The sequence below is a fragment of the Acinetobacter sp. ESBL14 genome (assembly GCF_036668815.1).
GTDB classification, from domain to species: domain Bacteria; phylum Pseudomonadota; class Gammaproteobacteria; order Pseudomonadales; family Moraxellaceae; genus Acinetobacter; species Acinetobacter gyllenbergii.
In genome coordinates this window covers 1,014,701-1,038,415 of record NZ_JAZEVS010000001.1, presented here as the reverse complement: position 1 = coordinate 1,038,415, position 23,715 = coordinate 1,014,701, and the positions used below count along the sequence as shown (strand labels likewise).

Genomic DNA, 23,715 nt, shown 5'->3' with positions numbered 1-23,715 from the left:
TTATCGCATTAGCCACTCAAACAATTACATTGTAATGACAGGATAATGCATACTTTGAAGATAAGTTAAATCTGCATGCTGCCATAAATCATATAAAGGAATTTTGACATCCAAAGCCAATGGTAACTTTTTTGGATTAAATTGCATACGGTCTAAAGTTTCACCCCATGCAATCACATCAATATCCAAACTGATCTGATGCGATGGGCGAACCCGACCAGATTGCGCTTCTAGTTTTTTCAGGATTTCAGTCACCTCATCAACACTGAGTCGGCTTTTTAATAAACAGGCTGAATTCCAATAATCAGCACCAATTCCATCCCGACATGGAATTTCATAAATTGGAGAAAATTCCACTATGCCTAAACCTTCGATTTGTTGATAAGCAAAAGTGAAATTCTGTTGTTGCTTGAGATTACTCGCCAGTGCGAGCGCAAAAATTGTTTCTGTTGCGTTCAAGGCGAATTCCTACTGCATTGGCTTGTGCAATGATGGCGGGTTTGCGAATGGTGATACTGATCGATTCAATCGAGGGAAAGGTGGTAAATAGACATTCAAGTACCAATTGTGCTGCATGCTCAATTAGTTTGGGTTTGGCTTGTTGAATCACCTGTGCTGCAAGCTCACAGATTTGCGCATAGTTGAGCGTATCTTCTAGCTCATCTGATTGTGCAGCTTGCGTTAGATCATTATGAATGGTGAGATCTAGCATTAAAGGTTGAATAATTTGGCGTTCCCAACTGAAACAACCAATGACAGTATCAACCTTCAACCCTTCAATTATAATGGCATCCATAATGACCTAATGAACCGATAAATAAATTAATGCTTTAAAAACGAAGCAGGTTCAATATTGTGAACCATTTTTAAACGTTGGTCAGCATAAATATCGGTATATGGTGCGAGAACACGCATGAAACGATCAAAATATAGCATTTGCTTGAATAACAAAGCGAAGTCACGCGGGAATTTAATACCGTGACGCTCACCAACAGCCACCATATCCATCATAATGTCATTCAAATCTGCAGGATTGGAACTCAGAATTTCTTGTGGATCTGCCAATAACACGCCACTAAATAAACGTTCTAAATCATCAGCCAAGACTTGAGTATCAATTTTCTGATGGGTCATGCCCATTTTCAGCATGTTCTCAGCCATTGCGTTGTAATTGGTATGCTGTAAAGCATCCATAAACGCCATACATGCGGTCCAAACTTCCGGGTTTAACTGACCAACAATACCAAAATCAATAAAACCGATACGACCATCTTCCAGCAGCATCAAATTGCCAGCGTGTAAATCAGCATGAAAACTCTTACACAGCATTAAACTACCAAACCAAGTATTCATCGCAGTAATCAAGACTTGCGTCGGGTCTTTAGCGTATTGTTTGACCACATCAAAATCAGTTAATGATACGCCATATAAACGCTGCATGGTCAGCACACGGCGCGTTGAAAACTGGTGATAAACCTTTGGCGCAGTTGCCGCTTGGTTACCTGACACATTCAAGTACTGAATAAAGTCATCCAGATTCTGAGCTTCTTCAATAAAATCAACTTCACGAACCATCCGTGTTTTGATCTCATCTACGATTTCAGAAAGTGATGCAAACTTGATTTTTGGCACGGCTCTTTCAAGTAGCTTTGTTGCCCAATGCACCACATTCAAGTCGGTATAAAGAATGGTTTCAACACCTGGCTTTTGCACCTTTAATACCACATCTTCACCCGTAACGAGTCGAGCGGCGTGGACTTGTGCAATTGAAGCTGAAGCCAAAGGCTTTTCATCAATAAAACTAAAAATTTCATTGAGATTGCGCCCTTCAAACTCTTCTGCCAAAACTTTTTGGATATAGCTAAATGGTAAGGTTGGCGTTTGATCTAAACAGCCTTGGAATTCCTGAACGTATTCACGTGGGAATAAAGACGGCGTACTGGCAATAAATTGCCCCAGTTTGATATAAGTCGAACCAAGCGACTCAAAGGTCTCACGCATCAGTTTGGCGTTGCTTGGTTTTTCAGTTGCATACCTCACACCTGCTTGTGCTGCAACCACCACTGTTTCACCAATACGTGCAACAGAGCGTAATCCATCGAATAAAATATTTCTTTTCATAATCTTTCTTGCCTCACAGATGGCATTAGTTTAGCAAATTTTGTTCAATTTACCGATCAAGTTGCCTGACAAACAGGACAATTTATATCTTTTTCAAATTTAAGAATACGTTGCGTTAAATTTAAGCCATTCCAAAGCAATAGTTTTTGCTTGAGTGGGGTCAAACCTAAGCCTAAAAACAGTAAAGTGTGATGTGCTTGTAATGACGCTATCATTACAGGAGTGGTAGCTAATACACCTGACTCCGCACAGCGCAGTCCTTCATTGGCATGATCTTCTTTCGGAAATAAACATTCATAACAGGCTGAATCAGCATCCACCATAAACATCTGCCCTTCAAAACCTATTGCTGACGCACTAATCAGAGGTACTTGATGTTTTCTACATACTGCATTAACCAGATAACGAGTTGTAAAGTTATCACAGCCATCTAAGACTACATCTTGATGCTGTACGAGTTCATCAGCATTCGTTTCATCGAATCGTATATTTTGATAATTGACCTGTATATGCGGATTAATGTCTTTTAGATGCTTTGCCAGTATTTCTGCTTTGTATCGACCTAAATCTTTTGTCGTAAAGGCAATTTGTCTTTGTAGATTACTCATTTCAATCGTATCGGCATCGACAATGGTAATTTTACCTACACCTGCACGTGCTAACAGCTCAGCACTGGTACAGCCGATACCGCCTGCGCCGATTATTAGCACATTGGCAAGTTTTAGTTTTTCTTGTGCTTCGATATCCCAACCATCTAATAAAATCTGACGACTATAGAGATGCATTTCCTCATTACTTAGCTCAAATTCGTTTTCTAAATGGTCTGACACGGGACTTACTTCTTTATCATCAAGAGTGTTCATGATTTTAAGTCGATGTAGGTTCTGAGGAAAGTAATAAATTAGAACCAACACTGTTTTCTTTTGACAAAAAGCTATTTTTACCCCAATATTTTTCTTACTCTTTAACAGTTTAATAAAATCAATAAGTTACTACATCAGTTAGAAATTTTGGGTATTAAAGCCTTTTGAGTATAACTTCATGTTTTAGCTTATGTTATTTTCATTATTTTATAGTTCATGACGGCATACGTCATTTAGAAATAGAGGTTTCTCCACCCCAATAAGTTGTACTGGTTCATGACGGCATACGTCATTTAGAAAGATGTCATTAATCATCTTGTGCGTGCACATAAGTTCATGACGGCATACGTCATTTAGAAAAACAAGTGGGCGAAGGCAGTTGTAAATGAAAAGTTCATGACGGCATACGTCATTTAGAAATAAGAACTCAATTCTTGCAGTCGATGAATGTCGTTCATGACGGCATACGTCATTTAGAAAATCTTCGATAAAATAGACCACGCATCATCCTGGTTCATGACGGCATACGTCATTTAGAAAATCACGCCCATCAGCTGAATATTCGATCTCAAGTTCATGACGGCATACGTCATTTAGAAATAAGCGTTTTGTCCCAGAAAAACCATCTGAGTATTCATGACGGCATACGTCATTTAGAAAAGGATCTGCATAGATGTAGGTGATGATTGCATGTTCATGACGGCATACGTCATTTAGAAAAAAGACAATCAAGGCGGTTTGAAAGTCTCAGGGTTCATGACGGCATACGTCATTTAGAAAACTCATCACTAGAGCCAAATTGGTTTTGTTTAGTTCATGACGGCATACGTCATTTAGAAAGTTACAAACCCAAACCGTGTAGATCTGCATATGTTCATGACGGCATACGTCATTTAGAAAGCCGTCTGTATAGTCTAAAAGCGGGTCATACCGTTCATGACGGCATACGTCATTTAGAAAAATATGTTGAGAAGTTGATGCCTCATAAATCTGTTCATGACGGCATACGTCATTTAGAAATGTAGAGGATTATGAGTGCTTTTTTAGTGGATGTTCATGACGGCATACGTCATTTAGAAAAATTGATGAATCTGGCAGTCCTGTTGGGACTAGTTCATGACGGCATACGTCATTTAGAAATGTTCACCTGGTGCGACATACTGGCCAAGCATGTTCATGACGGCATACGTCATTTAGAAACAACCTTATCACCGCTGATAGTATCAATTCCTGTTCATGACGGCATACGTCATTTAGAAAAAATAGCCTTTGAATGATGCACCGTCCTGAACGTTCATGACGGCATACGTCATTTAGAAATACTGTTCAAGATAGCGAAATTTTGCACCATTGTTCATGACGGCATACGTCATTTAGAAAAGTAAAATCCCAGTCAAATACCATTTTTGCCTGTTCATGACGGCATACGTCATTTAGAAATTTTCGACCAGCAGCCAATCGTGAATCCAAGCGTTCATGACGGCATACGTCATTTAGAAATTGCAGATTTAAAATCTAAGGAGTAAATCGCAGTTCATGACGGCATACGTCATTTAGAAACCTTCAACCGTTCTCAAAGAATTAAGCCACATGTTCATGACGGCATACGTCATTTAGAAAAACAGGCGCACCAAGACAGCGTACAGTTGATTGTTCATGACGGCATACGTCATTTAGAAATTTTAGGAGAAAAGCTTTATGGCAGTTACAGTGTTCATGACGGCATACGTCATTTAGAAATTTTCTCCTTCTACTGGAGAGAAAGTCATTTTGTTCATGACGGCATACGTCATTTAGAAATCACGCTGCTGGAACACCCTCACGCTGCTGGAGTTCATGACGGCATACGTCATTTAGAAAAATGAAATAGACAGCTATAAGTAAGCCGACCAGTTCATGACGGCATACGTCATTTAGAAAAAAATAAACCGTTAGAACCGAAACCTGCTGAAGTTCATGACGGCATACGTCATTTAGAAATGTTGATATGTCTCTCGTTGATGTACGAGAAGGTTCATGACGGCATACGTCATTTAGAAATTATGTCGAACTTAAATGCAGTCCTGCGAAGAGTTCATGACGGCATACGTCATTTAGAAACCGAGGCGACTTTCTCAAGTTCTTGGAAACCATGTTCATGACGGCATACATCATTTAGAAAAATGATTGCAGTTGATAGGGATCGGATGGGGCGTTCATGACGGCATACGTCATTTAGAAATTGTTCGAGCTGTATCTATTATGATTACCCATGTTCATGACGGCATACGTCATTTAGAAAAAACAAGTGAAGCTGAATAATTCGCAAGATTTGTTCATGACGGCATACGTCATTTAGAAAAGAAACGGCTATCTTGCTTGCTATTCCACTTTGTTCATGACGGCATACGTCATTTAGAAAACATTAAGGACGCGGCGATAACTAACGTTAAGGTTCATGACGGCATACGTCATTTAGAAAAAGAACGTTGATACGATTTTCTGTTTTTCACGGTTCATGACGGCATACGTCATTTAGAAAGAAAAGTTAATCGCAAGCATCACACATAAATGGTTCATGACGGCATACGTCATTTAGAAAAAACCAACTTTCCTTCAGTAGTAACTTTCAAGGTTCATGACGGCATACGTCATTTAGAAAGCGATAAGCAGACGGCACAAAATCCGCGCTGAGTTCATGACGGCATACGTCATTTAGAAAAACTGTATTACCAGTTAGTAGCGCGTGATGTCGTTCATGACGGCATACGTCATTTAGAAACTTGTGTATATACCCAAGTTTTGCATTCCATCGTTCATGACGGCATACGTCATTTAGAAATTATGATGTTGTTACTACCAAGCAAATGCCTAGTTCATGACGGCATACGTCATTTAGAAATTTCACTTTCGTTGAATTCGAAAAGAAAGATCGTTCATGACGGCATACGTCATTTAGAAAATAACTATGCCAAGCCAAGCTGATTTGTTGGAGTTCATGACGGCATACGTCATTTAGAAAAGTGCGATTCAGGCTTTAGATGGTCGAGTTGTGTTCATGACGGCATACGTCATTTAGAAAAGTGATTACACAAACCCAAACACGGTGCAAAAGTTCATGACGGCATACGTCATTTAGAAATTTTACTCCGCGGAAACACGTATGTGTGGAAAGTTCATGACGGCATACGTCATTTAGAAAGACTGGAGAGATACGCCTGATGGTTCTGTGGTGTTCATGACGGCATACGTCATTTAGAAATTGTTGCGTGTATGCATAGTACTTGCCTTGATGTTCATGACGGCATACGTCATTTAGAAAATTAAGCGCAATTGCGTTCGATTTTGGTTGTAGTTCATGACGGCATACGTCATTTAGAAATAAGACAGCCAAGAAAGATGCTCTTTCTCGCAGTTCATGACGGCATACGTCATTTAGAAATTCAGAAAAATTTTATCAGCCAGAACTCCACGGTTCATGACGGCATACGTCATTTAGAAAATACAAATAGCCAAAATACAAACCAAATCCGAGTTCATGACGGCATACGTCATTTAGAAAAGTTGAAAGTCTCACAACCATTTCCAATAGAAGTTCATGACGGCATACGTCATTTAGAAAATAAAGTAAGCAAATCATTGTTTAAACATCCTGTTCATGACGGCATACGTCATTTAGAAATGAATGGACGCTTGAAGAAATTGATTCTCACTGTTCATGACGGCATACGTCATTTAGAAAATAAAGTAAGCAAATCATTGTTTAAACATCCTGTTCATGACGGCATACGTCATTTAGAAAACTCAGGCAATTGCTGGTTAAAGTCAATTTCTGTTCATGACGGCATACGTCATTTAGAAATTATGTCCAGATCAAGGCATCTCCAGCAAAATGTTCATGACGGCATACGTCATTTAGAAAACTCAGCCATTGTTTCCTCCTTCTTTCTTCTCGTTCATGACGGCATACGTCATTTAGAAATTTAGGTATTGGGTTTTTCGTTGCGGATCCGCGTTCATGACGGCATACGTCATTTAGAAATGAATGGACGCTTGAAGAAATTGATTCTCACTGTTCATGACGGCATACGTCATTTAGAAATCAGAATAAAGAAGTTGTCGGAACAGCTATCAGTTCATGACGGCATACGTCATTTAGAAAATTTATTACAGCGTAAATTTGTTCAAATACCTGTTCATGACGGCATACGTCATTTAGAAAAGTGCTTGCACCGCCACCGCCTGCAAAGAAATGTTCATGACGGCATACGTCATTTAGAAATCAGAATAAAGAAGTTGTCGGAACAGCTATCAGTTCATGACGGCATACGTCATTTAGAAAAGAGACGCAGCAGTAATTCTGGCTGTTCATGTGTTCATGACGGCATACGTCATTTAGAAAACTCAGGAAACTGGTCTGCTGCACCTTGATAGGTTCATGACGGCATACGTCATTTAGAAAAAGTACCCGTTTGATAATTGATTGAACCACTAGTTCATGACGGCATACGTCATTTAGAAATCACTGGCAACGTTCAACGGTAATCAAAGAGGGTTCATGACGGCATACGTCATTTAGAAAGACCAAGATTCCAAAAAGGAAAGCAGCAATGAGTTCATGACGGCATACGTCACATAAATTAATGTTCTAACTGGAGATAAGATTTAAATTGAAAACCACGATGTATCAAAGTGTTTAAAGAAATAGGAAATCGAATTCTGGCAGTTTGCAATACTTGAAGAACCCACGTTTTTTCAGCTAAAAATTCAAATAAGATTTTATCATCACATATCCTCGGGCCAGTAAAGATATCTGTCTGATAAACCAGCCCTATCCACAATGTCTCCAACAAGCTATTTTTATGCAGATCGACTAACGCCAAAGTTAAAGTTTCCTCAAAGATACAATCATGGGTAAGGAAAAGCAGATAGCAGTGAGAATATACACAAACCACACCTTCTACCACTTTACCCTCAACCACAACCCCTGTCTTTTTTCCCTTAATCACGACTTCCGACTGGGGCAAACTCTTATCTGTCATATCTTGGATCAATGCTAAACCAATATAATCAGCCACATACATATTCAAACTTACCTAATAAAATTATTACTGATTATATTTACATCTATTCCTTTTGCCCTACTTCCGATCATGCATCATTTCATATGACTGCGCTCTTAATAAATCCTCTTTAGTTCCAAAGGATTGATTACGCAACTGATCAATTGACTGCTGTTTACTGGCATCCGTGGCATCACTCTTTAAAATCTGGTCACGTGCTGCCAAGTAACCATTGACCTGTGTTTGCCATCCTGCTTCTTCTTGATCAACTTTCTCTAAACGATCCGCCGCTTCTGGCCCTAGTAAACTTTCACGCATATTCCGTAGCTCTTGAGCAGAACCACCCTTTTCCCGCACCTCTTGAGTTAATTGCTGCAATTCAGCAAATTGCATCGAAACCCGAACGCCATCCGCCAGTGTGCTCGGAAGTTGATCAATCAGTTTCGCCAATTCAGCTGCCTTTTGCTGAGCGCTCAGGGTTTTATTGGCATGGATACGCATTTGATCAATATTAAACTGATTCAGATTACGTTCATTGCCAAATAAGGCATTGATCTCAGCTGCATTAAAAAACTGCTGCTGTACTTTATACATCTGATCAATCACTTTCTGAAAGCCTTCAATATCACCCGTCTTAAAGTTGCCCGTTGGTTTTATATTTTTTAAGGCATGGGTATAGGCCACATATTGATCTAACAGATAACTTGCATAACTCGAAGCTGTGTCAGGTAAAGTCGCAGTGAGATACTGTCGAATATCGGCAATCAGTTCAGTTTCAGTTTTTTCACCTAAACTGGAAAAGAAATAATCGAAACAGCTACGAATACCGACCGTCAAAATTAATTTACCGTTGGCATCTACCTGAATTGGACAATCAATTTCTGTACCGCGTAATGAAGCAGCCAATTCTGGCATTTTGCCTTTTTGATTATTTTGCTGGCCAGCTTCAAAACCATTGCCTATAAGCTGTGATTGAGCCTGTTGGCTTGGCTCATGTGGCGTATTTTGAGCATCTGGTTTAAATATCCAGTAGATTAAAGCCAACAAGAGCAATAAACATACAATCAAAACTAAGCTAATGGTTTTATTATTTAAAAATTTACCGTTCATCATCCCTTGCTCTATTTATCATTCTTTCTTTGTTTGAACCGTTAAACATGACAGGAGCAACGGATTGCTCCTGTCATCAATGAATTATAAGCCTAGATTTTTCAGACGATTTGCCTGAGTCCGATAAGGGGTGACTGGATTTTGTAAGAATCCAACTAAACCCAGAATTTGATTGACTTCATCCAAATGGTTAAATGCGTAATTGTCACGAATCACAGTACCCAAATGGCTCGAACAACGCGGCACTAAGCCATCATTTTCCCCTGAGATCAGTAACGATGTTGCAGTTAATGCATAGTCCATCGGATCTAATGCATTGGTAAATGGACTGGTTCCACTCCAAGAATAATAACGTACACCATTGACCAGTTCAGTACCCGAACCACATGCTGTGGTTGGTACACCTGCAGGAAAACGTTGGTTAAAGTTGGCTGAACCGCTAGTGGTTAATGAATTTAAGCCCGCCAGTGCATCTTGATCATAATAATGTCCTGAACCAATCCCCACTAGCGAGAAGAAGGCATTCACCCCTGCTGCGATTACAGGTGCCAAGACTGGCCCCGCAGGTGATTTAACCACTGAATCGACTACATCAGCCACATCAGATCCTTTGGTAGGCCCACCGACTGCTGTGACTGACGCAACTTTGTTTGGCAACAAACTCGCGACATAACGAACTGATTGAGAGCCATGACTATGGCCAATCAAATTAATTTTCTCTGCACCTGTAATCGCTAACACTTGTTTTGCCTGTAGCAATAATTGCTCACCACGTGCTTCCGAAGAATTAAACGAGGCTTGCTGTGCAACAAATACATTTGCACCATTACCAACCAAGTCTTCAGTAATTCCGTTCCAGTATTGCAAAGGACCTACGGCTGAGAAACCTGCCATCCCATGCGCCAAGAGAATTGGATACTTGGTTTTCGCATAACTTGATGTAACACTGGTGCTACCGCCGACTGAACAAGAGTTCACATTACAGTTTTGCCATGATGCCTTGGGTGCAAAAAAATCAAACAAACCTGCGTGTACCACAGATCCGCTGCTCACCACCATGCCTGCCATCAGCGCCATGACATTTAAATATTTTTTCTTCACGTTTTGCTCCTAGCATTTTTCATTTTTATTACAACGATTTAGTCTTTTTCTTCGTATCTGGAATCATTCCTAGCATACAAACGACTGGCAAAATTATACTCCTTGGAAATTTTGTGTGATTTTTAGACTAAAACAAACTGTGCCAAAATCATAACAATTCGTGCCAAAATTACGCTAGATTGAATAAATTCCGATGAATGCACATTTTCAAATCATACTCACTGCTTTAAGTTCTGAATAAACTGGATCTGCTTTTAAAATGGAATTTGCTGCGCACTATGAGTATTCCCCGTCTTCAAAATCAGCACTTTATTAGTAGCTCGTATGCTCACCTACTGAGTGAGGTGGTATCACGATGGGATATTGCTGCTGAAACCTTATTTTGGGGTACTGGTGTTGAGATCGAAAAGTTGCATGAGCTAAGTTATAAAATTAGTTTAAATGCCTTTAAAAAAGTGATTGCACGAACGATTGAACTGACACAGGAACAAGGCATCGGTTTTTATGCAGGCACGCAGTTAAAAATCAGCTCACATGGCTTACTTGGTTTTACCGTTGCCATTTCCAAAAATGCCTTGGAGGCGATTGAAACCATCAATCAATTTGCCAGTTTGCAATGCTCATTTGTTGCATTCAACTTCAAAGTTGAAGATCAAACTGCCTATTACAGTATTACCTATGACAGTTCCCTGCTGAATTTTAATGATGAATTAGATACTCAAGCCTATGAATTCAGCTGTATTTTCTTTCTAACAGGTTTTGTCCATTTGGTTCGATTCTTCATTCCAGACTTTAAGCCCAGCATTGATCTGCAATGTAAATGCCCTGACTATTTCGCTCGTTTTAGCGATATCCTAACTTCCAGCTTTGCTGAAATACGTTATCAACAACCCAACACCCGCTTAATCACACCCGCAACCTTTTTAAATGCACCTTTAAGTATGGCTGATCCGCTTAGCGCACAAAAATTTAAAGCCTTGTGCCAAAAAGAGCTAGATGAACTGGTTGCCACTCAGGATATTTTACAGCGGATTAAATATCTGATTGACGATAAGACCGAAGGTTTACTCAGTATTGAACAAGTGGCACAAAAGTTGAACCTGACCAAACGGACTTTACAACGCATGCTGCAAGAAAAAGCCGTCAGTTTTCAAACACTCTATGAGGACGTGCGCAAGGAAAAAGCCAAACAACTGATGCTAAATCCTTTTCTGACCAAAGATGAGTTGGCTAAAAAACTTGGTTACTCTTCCATTTCCAGTTTCAATCGTGCTTTTAAACGCTGGGAAATTGAATAAAATTTTACGAAATTTTATGCAACAATAGGATGATGTTTCAACCTTTTGGATGTTATATGAATCACCCTGACATGAAGGCTGTTGAACTTTCCAAAGCCTATCGCCTACTCAATCATGGCCCGACGGTTTTAGTGTCTGCTCAATACGGACAAGAACGTAATGTCATGGCTGCGGCTTGGGCCTGTGCTTTAGAATTAACGCCTGCAAAGGTCACTGTAGTCTTGGATAAAAGTACCAAAACTCGTCAACTGGTAGAACAAAGTGGTTATTTTGCCTTGCAAGTACCCTGCTATGCGCAGATTGATCTGGTGCATCAACTCGGAACCATCAGTCAGTTCGATCATCCAAGTAAGTTAGAAGAGTGCAAAACTGAATTGTTTTACCAAGCTGACTTTCCAGTCCCACTGGTGGCAGGTAGCCTGGCTTGGTTGATCTGTAAAGTGATTCCAGAACCGCACAATCAACAAGCGCATGATTTATTTATCGGTTCGGTGGTCGGTGCTTGGGCAGATTCACGCGTATTCCACGATGGACATTGGCACTTTCAAGAAGCCAGCAAAGATTTGCGTAGCCTGCATTATATTGCAGGTGGGACATTTTATCTGATTGGTGAAGAAGTTAAGGCCAAATAATCTTGGATATCAGGCAAGGCCAAACAGGCTTTGCCTCTTTTACTAATCATTGATTTTCATCAACTCACGATATAAAAGATCCAAGAACTGCTGCTGTTCTTGGTCATTTTTAAAATAACGTTGATAAAGACCACTACAGCTTTGCACATCAGCAATATTGGCTTTATTAAATGACCAATCCTTTCGATCTTTGATACTAATGCCTAGATCATCATCACAACTCTGCCATAGCTGAGAAAATCTGGTTCGTTTATCTGCATCTAACTTCTTAAAATCGGCATACACAGAATAGCCGCGCATAGATGAATTAAAAAACTGCGAAATCATGGTAACTGGTACACCACCCCAATCGATGCTTTGACCAATGGGCAATCGAATATCGGTCAGTTTATTTTCTGACATAATCTGGTCTTGTTTGCCTTTTGTGAAGTACTGTTCCTTATAAACCAAGGTGGTTCCTGCTGGAACATGGATTTTTTTAACCAGCATCGGTTGTTGTGTAACGTAATACGGATAATTTGGTCTTGAGTTGCCACCTGTCGGGTTCATATTACCGACACAGCCTGTTAAGGTCAGTGCCAATGTCATGGATAAAAAAATCATGGGTTTCATCGGTCTGATCCTTCTTGTTAAATCATTTTTATTATTCTTCGACCTTAAATCGAAATTGCTCTAGAAACAATATTCAATAGCACAAACATCAAAGTATAAAAAACCGTTATGAAATGATCTCCATAACGGCGTTTGAATGAAAGCTCAACTTATTTTGGTGCCATACGGATTGCACCATCTAAACGAATCACTTCACCATTCAAATAGGAATTTTCAGCAATATGCGCGACTAAACGCGCAAACTCTTCTGGGCGACCTAAACGTGATGGATAAGGCACCATTTGTCCTAAGGCATCTTGCACATTCTGAGGCAAGCCTTTCAACATTGGCGTTTCCATAATCCCTGGGGCAATGGTCATGACACGGATTGAATGGCGGGCCAGTTCTCGAGCAATCGGTAAGGTCATCGCTACCACAGCCCCTTTTGATGCCGAATAAGCCGCTTGTCCAATCTGACCATCAAAGGCAGCCACTGAAGCAGTATTCACAATCACGCCACGATCTTCATCACCTTCTGCAACCGTGTTTTTACTCATGGCATCTGCTGCAAAACGCAGCATATTAAATGTCCCCGTGACATTAATGTGTAAGGTTTTAGAGAACATCGCCAAATCATGGACGCCATCCTTACCCACTACTTTTGCAGAGGGGCCAATGCCAGCACAATTGATCAGGCCATAAACGCTGCCATGTTTGGCCAATACCTCTTTAAAGAACTGCTCTGCTGCTACTTCATCAGTCACATCTAGCTTTACAAATTCTGCTGCTGCACCCAAGGTTTGCGCTTGTTGTTCCCCCGCTTCAACATTCATATCGACCAACGTAACCGAGGCACCCTTTTCGACTAAATATTCCGCTGTTGCCGCGCCTAAACCTGAACCGCCACCTGTAATAACAAAATGTTTTCCCTGAATTTTCATTTACGTTTCCTATCAAATTAAAGATATAAATTCTTATCACTAAGCCTAAAGGCAACTTTTTTCCGATACAATTTCAAAAAGTAGCAGATTTAATGCAACTTTTGAGCATTCGATTTTATTATTCTCCTGTATTTTATTGATCTATGAACAAAAACCTCAACCTCGATCTTAATTCGGCTAAGGACACCATTTCAAATGCTTTAATTCGTGAAGCATTGAGTGTCGCCGCCAGTCGTGGCTTGAATATTGTCAATATCGCCAATCGTGCTGGTATTTCTGCAGAGTTATTAACCTCTTCCAAGGCGCGTGTGCCTGTAACGCAATGCGCGCAGTTATGGGTTGAACTTGCAGAAAGTATGAATGATGAATTCTTGGGCATGGATCGCCATCCTATGCGCCGAGGCAGCTATAGCCTATTAGCAAAATTAGCGTTTAATGCCGAAACCCTTGAGCAAGCCATCCACGAAATTTTAAAATTCCTAAGTCTGCTACTGGATGATATTCGTGGTGAATTGGTACAACGTGGCACCAAGGCTTATCTGATCTTGCATGATCGTGAGCATCCAAAGCGCATGTTTACCTATTCAACTTATCTAATGCTGGTGCATAGTTTAATGTGCTGGTTGAGTGATCAACGGATTGGCTTCCATAAAATGAGTTTTAGATGCCACCCACCTGTGGAACTACAAGATTATCGAGTGCGTTTTTGCGAGAACATTCAATTTAATGCCGAGCAAAACCAAATCGAGTTTGACGCGCATTATCTCAAGCATAAAATCAAAAAAGATAAACAAGCGCTCAAAGATTTTCTCAAACACACGCCTTATAACCTGATCGTACGCTTTAAAAATGAGAACTCATTAAGCTTACAGATCCGCCGTCAACTGCTGCTACAACCACCATCACAATGGGATGAACTAAAAGAGATTGCACAGCAACTGAATATGTCGACTGCGACTATTCAACGTCGTTTAAAGCAAGAAGGCGTCAGTTATCAGCAGCTTAAAAATGATATTCGCTGTGATATCGCTATTGAACGACTCAGTAAAAGTAATGATTCAATTCAAACGATTAGTGATGATCTGCATTTTCATGATCCAAGTGCATTTCATCGCGCCTTTAAAAAATGGACGGGAGTCAGTCCAGGCAGTTATAGAAAATCATCACCCAATAACAAAAAACTTTTGGGCCACTCAGAATAACTGAAGGAGTAAAGGATGTATTTACCTGAAATATTTGAAGAAACAGATCTTGAAAAACTATATCAATTGATTCAAGACTATCCTTTTGCGACTTTAATTAGTCATAGTGCGGAAGGTTTGGAGGCCAATCATTTGCCCTTTCATTTATTACGTGATAAGCAAAATCAAACAGCAACACTGGTTGCACATATTGCTAAAAATAATCCGCTGCATACCCAAATTGAAAGCGGCACAGAAGTTTTGATGATCTTTCAGGGTGAGCAAGCTTATATCTCACCGAATTGGTATCCAAGCAAACAACAACACCATCGACATGTCCCCACATGGAACTATCAAGTCGTCCATGTCAAAGGAAGCATCAATTTCCTGCATGACGAAAAATCTTTACGTGGTATCTTGGCCAGACTGACACGTACTCATGAAGCCAAACAAGCAACACCTTGGAAAATGTCAGATGCACCCAGCGAATATATTGCTCAGGAGCTGCAAGGTATTGTCGGGATCGAAATTCCGATTTCACAGATCACAGCTAAGTTTAAACTCAGCCAAAATCAGGAAAAGCCAGATGCTTTGGCCGTAGTGAATGGACTACAACAACAAGGTAAAAGCCGTTTAGCCAATGCAGTACAGCAATATATCGAGGATTAAGCTGAGGATATCACTATATTTTCAATAGCAGCCCAACGTAATATTCAACATTGTTTATGAATAAAAACAGTGTCTTGGGATCGATTTGATTTTTATCTATTATCAAGATTTGTAAATCAAAATAACTCAGTTGGGATGCTCTGTGATACATGTAAAGATCGCTGATATTTCATTATACGGCGCTGATTTATCTCATGTCTTTCCTTTCTAAATTACCTCTCTCTCAGACTTTATTCGCTTTAGGCTTTTCTACGGTATTTATATCCTCCAGTTTTGCTGCCATTCCCACCACGCTCAAACTTGACTACGCCTACTATGCGCCGACCAGTTTAGTGGTAAAAGATCAAAAACTGTTAGAAAAAGCCCTTCCCAATACCGAAATCAAATGGGTGTTCAGTCAAGGCAGTAACCGTTCTTTAGAGTATTTAAATAGCAATAGCATTGATTTCGCTTCAACCGCCGGTTTGGCTGCGGTACTCAGTCGCGCCAATGGCAGCCCAATCAAGACGGTCTATATTCAAAGCCAACCTGAATGGACAGCTCTAGTCGTTCCTGCAAACTCTCCAATCAAAAACTTAAAAGACCTCAAAGGCAAAAAAATTGCTGCAACCAAAGGCACAGATCCTTTCCTGTTTACGCTACAAGCATTAGATACGGTCGGATTGAATAAACGTGATGTTCAACTGGTGCATTTACAACACCCAGACGGCAAAACAGCATTAGAACGCGGTCAAGTGGATGCATGGGCGGGACTTGATCCCTTAATGGCATCTGCACAAATCCAATCTGGGGCTAAATTGCTGTATCGCAATGTAGGATTTAATAGTTATAGCGTCTTAAGTGTCAAAGAAGAATTTAGTAAACAAAGCCCTGAAGCGATTGAGGCGGTGATTAAAGCCTACGAACAAGCACGAAAATGGGCCAAAGCCAATCCAGATAAAGTTGCAGCATTGTTGGCCCGCGAAGCTAAACTGCCTTTGCCCGTTGCTCAATTGCAGTTGAGCCGTACCAACTTTGAGCAAAACATTCCTTCAGCGACACAAATCCAAGCCCTGAAACGATCAGGAAAAATCCTAACAGAAGAAGATCTGGTCAGAAAAGGAACTGATGTCAATCAAGTTGTTGATCAGCTGCTTGATCCACGTTTTGCGCAAAAAGTTGTGAAATAAGCGATGCGCAACTCAAGTCACAAGGCTGGGCTAACAGATTTTCTCGCTCAGCAAAGCGTACAAACAACTAAAAAGCGTTTTAGCCCAAACTTCATTCGTTGGTTAAAAGCACTGCTCATTCCAATCCTGCTGCTGATATTGTGTGAATTTTTGGTCAGAAATGGCGATATCGAAGCGTATTTACTCCCTGCACCCAGTAGCTTGTGGCAATCTTTTTGGGATTTAGCTCAAACGGATTTACTGCAGCACATTTACATCAGTACTTGGCGGGTGCTCGTCGGTTTTGCCCTCGGTAGTGGTTTAGCTTTGATTTTTGCGATTTGGGTCGGCTTAAGCAAAGAAGTAGAAGCCTATTTAGAACCAACATTTTCGGCACTCAAATCAATTCCAAGCCTTGCTTGGATTCCATTATTATTGCTTTGGTTAGGGATTGATGAGTCTTCAAAAATCACATTGATTGCAATAGGTGCATTTTTTCCAACCTATACCAATACTGTCGCTGCCATCCATAATGTTGATCGAAAGCTGATTGAGGTTGGGAAAGTCTATCATCTCAATGCATTGCAACGGGTTATCTCGATTGTTTTACCTGCCGCTTCTTCTGGAATATTGACCGGTTTACGCAATAGCTTAAGCTTATCGTGGATGTTTATGATTGCAGCCGAACTCATTGCAGCAACCCAAGGAATTGGTTATCTACTCAGTGATGGGCGAGAAACTTCACGTCCAGATATTGTAATCATTGCCATTATTCTATTGGCATTGTTAGGCAAAATTAGCGACACCTTGATGAAACGACTCGAAAATCGTTTACTCCGTTGGCGCGATAGCATTCACAAACAGGCTTAAATCCAACAGGCCAAGGTCACACGGTCATTTTGTCCATAATCCTGAATTGTTTTAATCTGGCTAAAATGATGCTGCTCAAAAATATCACGTACTGCTTGGCCTTGGTCATAACCATGTTCAAGCACAATCCAGCCATTCGGTTTAAGCCAGTCTTTACCTTGGGTAATAATGGTTTCAATATCCGCCATGCCCTGCTTAGCTGCAATCAATGCACGCTCAGGTTCTGACTTGAGCTTTTGCATATGCACATCGTCAGGATCAATATAAGGCGGATTGGATACAATCAAATCAAATTGTTGTTGTTCTAAAGCCTCAAACCAAGCCCCACAGGCAAACCTCACCTGCATGAGACCATGTCGAACCGCATTGTCCTGCGCTACCTCTAAAGTCGGCGCATAGATATCAGTTGCAGTGACTTGCCATTGTGGACGTTCACTCGCAAGTGCCAAAGCAATTGCACCCGTGCCTGTCCCTAGGTCAACAATATTGGCTTGTGAACTTAATGGCAGTTTTAATACCGTTTCCACAAGGATTTCGGTATCCGGACGCGGTACCAAAGTGTCATGGGTGACTTTTAAATCGAGCGTCCAAAACGGTTGTGAACCAGTGACATAGGCCAAAGGTTCACCTTGTTCGATACGAGCCAGCCCATCTAAATAAGCTTGCTCCTGCATTTCGGTCAGCTCTTGCTCAAGCCTTAATTTAAGTTCTAAGGCGTTAATACCCAAAAGATGCTCCAGTAGCCATGCCGCCTCTTGACGTTCATAGCTATCAATTTCACCTTTGATTTCTAAGGCTTGAGCAATATTCATTAGCCGCCATTTTCCTGTGCAAGCATCGCCAACTGATCTGCTTGATATTCACGATGTAAGCTATCTAACAATTCAGTTAAATCACCTTCCATAATTGCATCTAACTTATATAAAGTGAGATTGATACGGTGATCAGTCATACGACCTTGTGGATAGTTATAGGTACGAATACGCTCTGAACGATCACCAGAGCCGACCAAGTCACGGCGCATTTCTGAAGTTGCTGCATCAGCCGCTGCACGTTTGGCATTTTCTAAACGTGAGACCAACAACGCCATCGCTTTGGCTTTGTTCTTGTGCTGTGAACGCTCTTCCTGACATTCCACCACCACACCCGATGGAATATGGGTAATACGAACCGCTGAATCGGTTTTGTTAATATGCTGACCACCTGCACCTGATGCACGGTAAGTATCAATACGCAAATCGGCAGGATTAATTTCAACTGTAGTGTCTACATCGACTTCTGGCAGAATCGCAACCGTACAAGCCGAAGTATGTACACGGCCCTGTGATTCAGTCGCAGGAACACGTTGTACACGGTGCGCACCACTTTCAAACTTCAAACGACCATAAACGCCTTCACCGTCAATACGGCAAATGATTTCTTTATAACCGCCATGTTCACCTTCATTTTCAGAAAGCACTTCAATACGCCAACCTTGTGTTTCAGCGTATTTGCTATACATACGGAATAAATCGCCCGAAAAGATCGCTGCTTCATCACCGCCTGTACCCGCACGAACCTCAAGATAGGCTGCGTTGGCGTCATTTGGATCTTTCGGAATCATCAACACATTTAACTGCTCTTCAAGCGCAACCAAAAGTGCTTTATTTTCTTTGATTTCTTCCTCGGCCATGTCTTTAAAATCAGGATCTGATTTCATCGTTTCAGCCGTTTCGATATCTTCTTCCGCTTGACGATATTTGCTCCAAACCTCAGTGATTTCAGTTAAATCATTATGTTCACGAGACAATTTACGAAAACGTTTATTGTCCGAAATTACTTCTACATCAGCGAGTAATGCAGTCAGCTCTTCGTGACGATCACAAAGTTGATCGAGTCTTAAACGGAGTGATGCTTTCATGGGCGGAATATCTCAAAATCTAAAGACTCAGTGCCGACGAAGCACGAGCAAAATCAAAAAATTGCGCATAGTTTACAGACTCTACTGCTTAAAAGACATAGAGAATCAGGGGAACTTACTATTCCACCCCCATTTCATCACAAATTGTTCAGTTTTAGTTCTCAGTGCTTGTTCTCTGACCAAGGCTTATATATAAATAATGCAAGACAAATAGAAAGATAAAACAATAGGATAATTTATGAATAATTTTATAAACCGTCCCACCTCTGCCTTTATCGCTGCGAGTTGGGTGGCATTACTTGCAGGTGGTGTAGGCTTTATGATCGGCCTCTGGAATGCCAATATGCCTTTGCATGAAAAAGGTTATTATCTCGTGATCTTGCTGTATGGACTTTTTTCCGCAGCTTCTTTGCAGAAAACCGTGCGTGATCAACTGGAAGAGATTCCTGTTACGGCGATTTATTATGGACTCTGTTGGGCTTCGATGGCCCTATGTATTGGTCTTTTATTGGTGAGCTTATGGAATGCCGAACTGAGCATGAGTGAAAAAGGCTTTTACATCATGTCCTTTTTATTAAGTCTGTTTGGCGTGGTGGCAACCCAAAAGAATATTCGTGACTTAAACTATCAGCGTCTGCAGACTGAACTCAATCCACGTCAGTTCAAACACGAAGAGCAAACTGCGAAAGATGAATCCTTAGATTAATTAAAAAATGAATGGAGCCTTAAAATAAGGTTTCATTTTTTTTGTGCAAGGTTTAACGATCTTATTGTTTAATCGTATCTTACGCGCATTCTCCTCTAAGCTCAGCAACATAACACTACAATCCAGACACCAAAGAGTAATAATTCAGAAAAGCTTCTCCACACTTTCATACTCAAACTTTGTTACATTTGCAGCCATGAAAAAGAGGTCCGCTTTATTTCGGACACGGAGTCAAAAATGAAATTAAATGCTTGGTTATGTGCTGCTATTTTTGCGAGCTCATCATTGGTTACTGCTGCTCATGCTGATAATGCAACCCGTGTTGCTGCGACGTCCGCGCTTGGTAGCGTCGTCGGTACTGCAATTGGTAAAGAAATGGGTGGAAACAGCGGCGCAATGATTGGTTCTGCACTGGGTGGTGCTGGCGGCGCTGCAGCTGCAAGCAGCAAACGTACCCGTACTGAAGCTGCCATTGGTGGTGGTCTAGGTGGTGTTGGTGGTTATACTGTAGGTAAAAACCTGGGGGGCACGACTGGTGGTTATATTGGTGCTGCAGCTGGCGCAGCGGGTGGTTCTGCTCTAGGCCGTAAAGTCGGACAAGACCGCGACTATGACAATTACCAATCTAAGAAATACAAGAAGAAAAGAAAGCATCGTCATCACTAATTCCAAAAGCACCTTCGGGTGCTTTTTTATGGCCTAGATTTTTCATAAATATCTATAAAATCCTGAGCAAAACACTAGGTTGAATCCTTAATCTGAACTTTCTAGAATAATCCCTTATTTTTTATATGCCTTTTATGCTGCATCATGAATACTGAATTACTCTCTCCTGCTGGTTCACTTAAAAATATGCGTTATGCCTTTGCTTATGGTGCCGATGCGGTCTATGCGGGCCAGCCACGTTATAGCTTACGCGTGCGTAACAATGAATTTGACCATGACAATTTAAAAATCGGGATTGATGAGGCGCATGCGCTAGGCAAAAAGTTTTATGTGGTGGTCAATATCCAGCCGCACAACAGCAAGCTCAAAAACTTTATCCGAGATATCGAACCGATTATTGCCATGCAGCCCGATGCGCTGATTATGTCTGATCCCGGATTGATTATGTTGGTGCGTGAGCATTTTCCTGAGATGCAGATTCATCTCTCGGTACAAGCCAATGCCATTAACTGGGCCACAGTAAAATTCTGGAAAGACTATGGTCTAAGTCGGGTAATTTTATCTCGAGAACTTTCGCTCGATGAAATAGAAGAAATCCAAAATCATGTCCCTGAAATTGAACTGGAAGTGTTCGTGCATGGGGCACTGTGTATGGCCTATTCTGGTCGTTGCTTGTTATCGGGTTATATAAATAAACGTGATGCCAATCAAGGCGCCTGTACCAATGCCTGTCGTTGGGACTATAAAATCCACACAGCGCAAGAAGATGCCAATGGAAATGTCACCCCTGTTCAACCAGCCAATACTCAGCAGCAATGTTGCTCAAAAACATCAAACAGCACTAATACGGCGCAAACTGTTTTGGTGCAGCGTCATGATGAAGAGATGTTTGCCGCTGAAGAAGATGAGCACGGCACTTATTTTATGAATTCTAAAGATCTACGCGCAGTGCAACATGTAGATCGTCTGACTCAAATGGGTGTTGCTTCTTTAAAGATTGAGGGTCGGACTAAATCTTATTTTTATTGTGCCCGTACTGCACAGATTTACCGTAAAGCCATTGATGATGCACTGGTAGGTAATAAATTTGATCCTAGCTTGATGACTCAACTAGAAGGTTTGGCAAACCGTGGTTATACCGAAGGTTTCTTGCGTCGCCATGTGCATAGCGATTATCAAAATTATGTCGATGGTTCATCGCATTTTGACTATCAACAATTTTGCGGTGAAGTCATTGCACGTCAGGGCGACCATATTCGAATTGAGGTTAAAAACCGTTTTGTAATTGGTGATTCACTTGAGCTTATGACACCCAAAGGCAATATCAACTTCAAATTAGAACAGATGCGTGATCTTAAAGGCAATGCCATTGAAAGTGCCAAGGGTTCAGGACATATCGTGGAAATTCCATTTTCCCCAGAAGTCGATATTGAATATGCACTGTTGATTCGTAATTTGCCCCATGCCACAACCGAGTTACGATCTGCGGCTTTGGCCTATTCGGCAGATTAAGATGGCACTAATGATTACTAACGCATGTATCAATTGCGATATGTGCTTACCTGAATGCCCCAATCAAGCGATTAATGAAGGTGCAAAAGTCTATGAAATTGATCCACAACGTTGCACTGAATGTATCGGTTTCTACACAGCACCCACCTGTCTCGCTGTCTGTCCCATCGACTGTATTCAGCCTGACCCAGCGTGGGTTGAATCTCCTGATCAACTGCTGATTAAATTCAATAATCTTAATCTATTCAAGCATTAAGGACTTCATCACTGATAGGCACAATCCCATGAAAAGTATGGAAAAGTGCCTATCTCGCTTTTCATTGACTGCACTTCATCCTAATTTTGCTATTCAGCATCCGCACTGGCATCAAAATTGCTAATTAGTATTACGTTTTATTCAATTAGTATTACTACGGGTGTGCACCTATGCATCATTCAGTACTGTCAAAAAGCAAAAAGCTTTATTTGAGTTTGGGGTCTTTTCTAATTCCCATCCTGATCTGGAGCTGTGTCAGTTACTTACCCTTTATCTGGCATCCACAAGTTCAAATTACCCATGCAGGCTCAGCCACTTATCTACAGGCAGGCACCCGAATAGATAAGCAGGCTTATTATGCAGAGGCACAAGATGCCGTCAATCAAGGCAAAACACCGCCTACAGGTATTTTGGTCAATCCCATTTATTTGCCTGCACCGCATCAAGTGGCGAAAGCCTTATTTACGTCCTTTACCACTCCACCTCAACAGGCCGATGCGCCGTGGTTACATCAAAGTCTATGGCACAGTATCAAGATTGTTTTTACGGCGTTTTTTATTTCTTCATTGATCGGTGTGCCGTTGGGTATCCTGTGTGGTTTTTCCAATACCGTCTCTAAGCTGACTGAACCCTTTGTCGAGTTCTTTCGCTACCTGCCAGCACCTGCCTTTGGGGCATTAGCAGTGGCGATTTTAGGTATTAATGATGCCCCGAAAATTGCCATTATCGTGATTGGTACCTTATTTCAGCAAATTCTGATCATTGCCAATACCACTCGAATGGTTGATCGCGGCTTGGTTGAAGCAGGTTATACCCTAGGCACCAATAAGCTTAAAAGCCTGTTTCATGTGGTGATTCCTGCGGCACTACCCGACATTTATCGAGACCAACGGGTCTTGCTCGGTTGGGCATGGACCTATCTGATTGTGTCAGAACTGATTGGTGCCACCTCAGGAATTACCTGGTTCATTACTCAACAAGCGCGTTATCAGAACTTTGACAATGTCTATGCCGCCATCCTGATTATCGGGGTGATTGGACTGTTGTGTGATTTGATTTTAATGAAACTCGGCACATACCTATTTAAATGGAAAAAAGGAGTATAAAT

Annotated in this window: 21 protein-coding genes and 1 CRISPR repeat array; of the genes, 11 read left to right on the top strand and 10 right to left on the bottom strand. The window is 41.1% G+C overall.

Going from position 1 to position 23,715, the window contains the following annotated elements:
• Positions 1-24: 24 nt before the first annotated feature.
• From V6E90_RS04950 to V6E90_RS04925, 6 genes are all read right to left on the bottom strand, one after another.
• Positions 25-459: a 2-amino-4-hydroxy-6-hydroxymethyldihydropteridine diphosphokinase gene (locus V6E90_RS04950; protein ID WP_332604683.1), complete on the bottom strand. Its 435-nt coding sequence runs from the start codon at positions 457-459 to the stop codon at positions 25-27.
• Positions 416-796: a dihydroneopterin aldolase gene (gene folB / locus V6E90_RS04945; RefSeq protein ID WP_016539818.1), complete on the bottom strand. Its 381-nt coding sequence runs from the start codon at positions 794-796 to the stop codon at positions 416-418. The genes V6E90_RS04950 and folB overlap by 44 nt, the downstream gene beginning before the upstream one ends.
• Before the next feature lie 26 nt (positions 797-822).
• Entirely contained in the window at positions 823-2,121 is a 1,299-nt protein-coding gene (locus V6E90_RS04940) for an ABC1 kinase family protein (RefSeq protein ID WP_065342183.1), read from the bottom strand.
• A 56-nt stretch (positions 2,122-2,177) separates the two neighbouring features.
• Complete coding sequence (locus V6E90_RS04935; protein ID WP_442881250.1) at positions 2,178-2,984, bottom strand: HesA/MoeB/ThiF family protein; 807 nt, start codon at positions 2,982-2,984, stop codon at positions 2,178-2,180.
• Positions 2,985-3,196: 212 nt separating this feature from the next.
• A CRISPR array of direct repeats spans positions 3,197-7,605; the repeat unit is 28 nt; unit sequence GTTCATGACGGCATACGTCATTTAGAAA.
• A gap of 499 nt (positions 7,606-8,104) precedes the next feature.
• Positions 8,105-9,136 (bottom strand): lipase secretion chaperone, encoded by a 1,032-nt coding sequence (locus tag V6E90_RS04930; RefSeq protein WP_332605071.1) that lies wholly within the window; start codon positions 9,134-9,136, stop codon positions 8,105-8,107.
• Between the two features lie 84 nt (positions 9,137-9,220).
• Positions 9,221-10,237 carry a lipase family alpha/beta hydrolase gene (locus V6E90_RS04925; RefSeq protein ID WP_016539814.1) on the bottom strand — a complete coding sequence of 339 codons (1,017 nt, stop codon included), beginning with the start codon at positions 10,235-10,237 and terminating at the stop codon, positions 9,221-9,223.
• Positions 10,238-10,515: 278 nt separating this feature from the next.
• Here V6E90_RS04925 and V6E90_RS04920 point away from each other — a divergent pair, with 278 nt between their 5' ends.
• A complete protein-coding gene (locus tag V6E90_RS04920; protein WP_332604682.1) occupies positions 10,516-11,535 on the top strand; it encodes an AraC family transcriptional regulator ligand-binding domain-containing protein in 1,020 nt (339 codons plus the stop codon).
• 56 nt (positions 11,536-11,591) lie between these two features.
• On the top strand, positions 11,592-12,167 hold the full coding sequence (locus V6E90_RS04915) for a flavin reductase family protein (RefSeq protein ID WP_332604681.1): 576 nt from the start codon (positions 11,592-11,594) through the stop codon (positions 12,165-12,167).
• Between the two features lie 42 nt (positions 12,168-12,209).
• Here the strand turns inward: V6E90_RS04915 and V6E90_RS04910 are convergent, their stop codons facing one another.
• On the bottom strand, positions 12,210-12,779 hold the full coding sequence (locus V6E90_RS04910) for a hypothetical protein (protein ID WP_332604680.1): 570 nt from the start codon (positions 12,777-12,779) through the stop codon (positions 12,210-12,212).
• 149 nt (positions 12,780-12,928) lie between these two features.
• Positions 12,929-13,699, bottom strand: coding sequence for a 3-hydroxyacyl-CoA dehydrogenase (locus V6E90_RS04905; RefSeq protein WP_332604679.1), 771 nt, complete (start codon positions 13,697-13,699; stop codon positions 12,929-12,931).
• Between the two features lie 143 nt (positions 13,700-13,842).
• Between V6E90_RS04905 and V6E90_RS04900 the strand changes: the two genes are divergently transcribed.
• From V6E90_RS04900 to V6E90_RS04885, 4 genes are all read left to right on the top strand, one after another.
• The gene (locus V6E90_RS04900) at positions 13,843-14,901 is read left to right on the top strand and encodes an AraC family transcriptional regulator (protein ID WP_065342189.1); all 1,059 of its coding nucleotides are present in this window, start codon (positions 13,843-13,845) and stop codon (positions 14,899-14,901) included.
• A 15-nt stretch (positions 14,902-14,916) separates the two neighbouring features.
• Positions 14,917-15,549 (top strand): FMN-binding negative transcriptional regulator, encoded by a 633-nt coding sequence (locus V6E90_RS04895; protein WP_332604678.1) that lies wholly within the window; start codon positions 14,917-14,919, stop codon positions 15,547-15,549.
• Positions 15,550-15,743: 194 nt separating this feature from the next.
• Positions 15,744-16,718: an aliphatic sulfonate ABC transporter substrate-binding protein gene (locus V6E90_RS04890; RefSeq protein WP_332604677.1), complete on the top strand. Its 975-nt coding sequence runs from the start codon at positions 15,744-15,746 to the stop codon at positions 16,716-16,718.
• A 3-nt stretch (positions 16,719-16,721) separates the two neighbouring features.
• Positions 16,722-17,567, top strand: coding sequence for an ABC transporter permease (locus V6E90_RS04885; protein WP_332604676.1), 846 nt, complete (start codon positions 16,722-16,724; stop codon positions 17,565-17,567).
• On the opposite strand, the gene prmC is transcribed toward V6E90_RS04885, so the two are convergent.
• Together prmC and prfA are read right to left on the bottom strand one after the other, a co-directional pair.
• Complete coding sequence (gene prmC / locus V6E90_RS04880) at positions 17,564-18,379, bottom strand: peptide chain release factor N(5)-glutamine methyltransferase (RefSeq protein ID WP_332604675.1); 816 nt, start codon at positions 18,377-18,379, stop codon at positions 17,564-17,566. The two genes, V6E90_RS04885 and prmC, sit on opposite strands and share 4 nt — an antisense overlap.
• The gene (gene prfA, locus V6E90_RS04875) at positions 18,379-19,467 is read right to left on the bottom strand and encodes a peptide chain release factor 1 (protein ID WP_005212840.1); all 1,089 of its coding nucleotides are present in this window, start codon (positions 19,465-19,467) and stop codon (positions 18,379-18,381) included. Before prfA ends, prmC begins: the two co-directional genes overlap by 1 nt.
• A gap of 238 nt (positions 19,468-19,705) precedes the next feature.
• On the opposite strand from prfA, the gene yiaA reads away from it, so the two are divergent.
• The 5 genes from yiaA (at position 19,706) to V6E90_RS04850 (ending at position 23,713) form a co-directional block, all read left to right on the top strand.
• The gene (yiaA, locus tag V6E90_RS04870) at positions 19,706-20,173 is read left to right on the top strand and encodes an inner membrane protein YiaA (protein WP_332604674.1); all 468 of its coding nucleotides are present in this window, start codon (positions 19,706-19,708) and stop codon (positions 20,171-20,173) included.
• A 237-nt stretch (positions 20,174-20,410) separates the two neighbouring features.
• Positions 20,411-20,839, top strand: a complete 429-nt coding sequence (locus V6E90_RS04865; protein WP_016539803.1) for a hypothetical protein — start codon at positions 20,411-20,413, stop codon at positions 20,837-20,839.
• A 144-nt stretch (positions 20,840-20,983) separates the two neighbouring features.
• Positions 20,984-22,351, top strand: coding sequence for a prephenate-dependent tRNA uridine(34) hydroxylase TrhP (trhP, locus tag V6E90_RS04860; RefSeq protein ID WP_332604673.1), 1,368 nt, complete (start codon positions 20,984-20,986; stop codon positions 22,349-22,351).
• A 1-nt stretch (position 22,352) separates the two neighbouring features.
• Positions 22,353-22,607 carry a YfhL family 4Fe-4S dicluster ferredoxin gene (locus V6E90_RS04855; protein WP_332604672.1) on the top strand — a complete coding sequence of 85 codons (255 nt, stop codon included), beginning with the start codon at positions 22,353-22,355 and terminating at the stop codon, positions 22,605-22,607.
• Between the two features lie 170 nt (positions 22,608-22,777).
• Positions 22,778-23,713, top strand: coding sequence for an ABC transporter permease (locus V6E90_RS04850; RefSeq protein WP_332604671.1), 936 nt, complete (start codon positions 22,778-22,780; stop codon positions 23,711-23,713).
• Positions 23,714-23,715 lie beyond the last annotated feature (2 nt).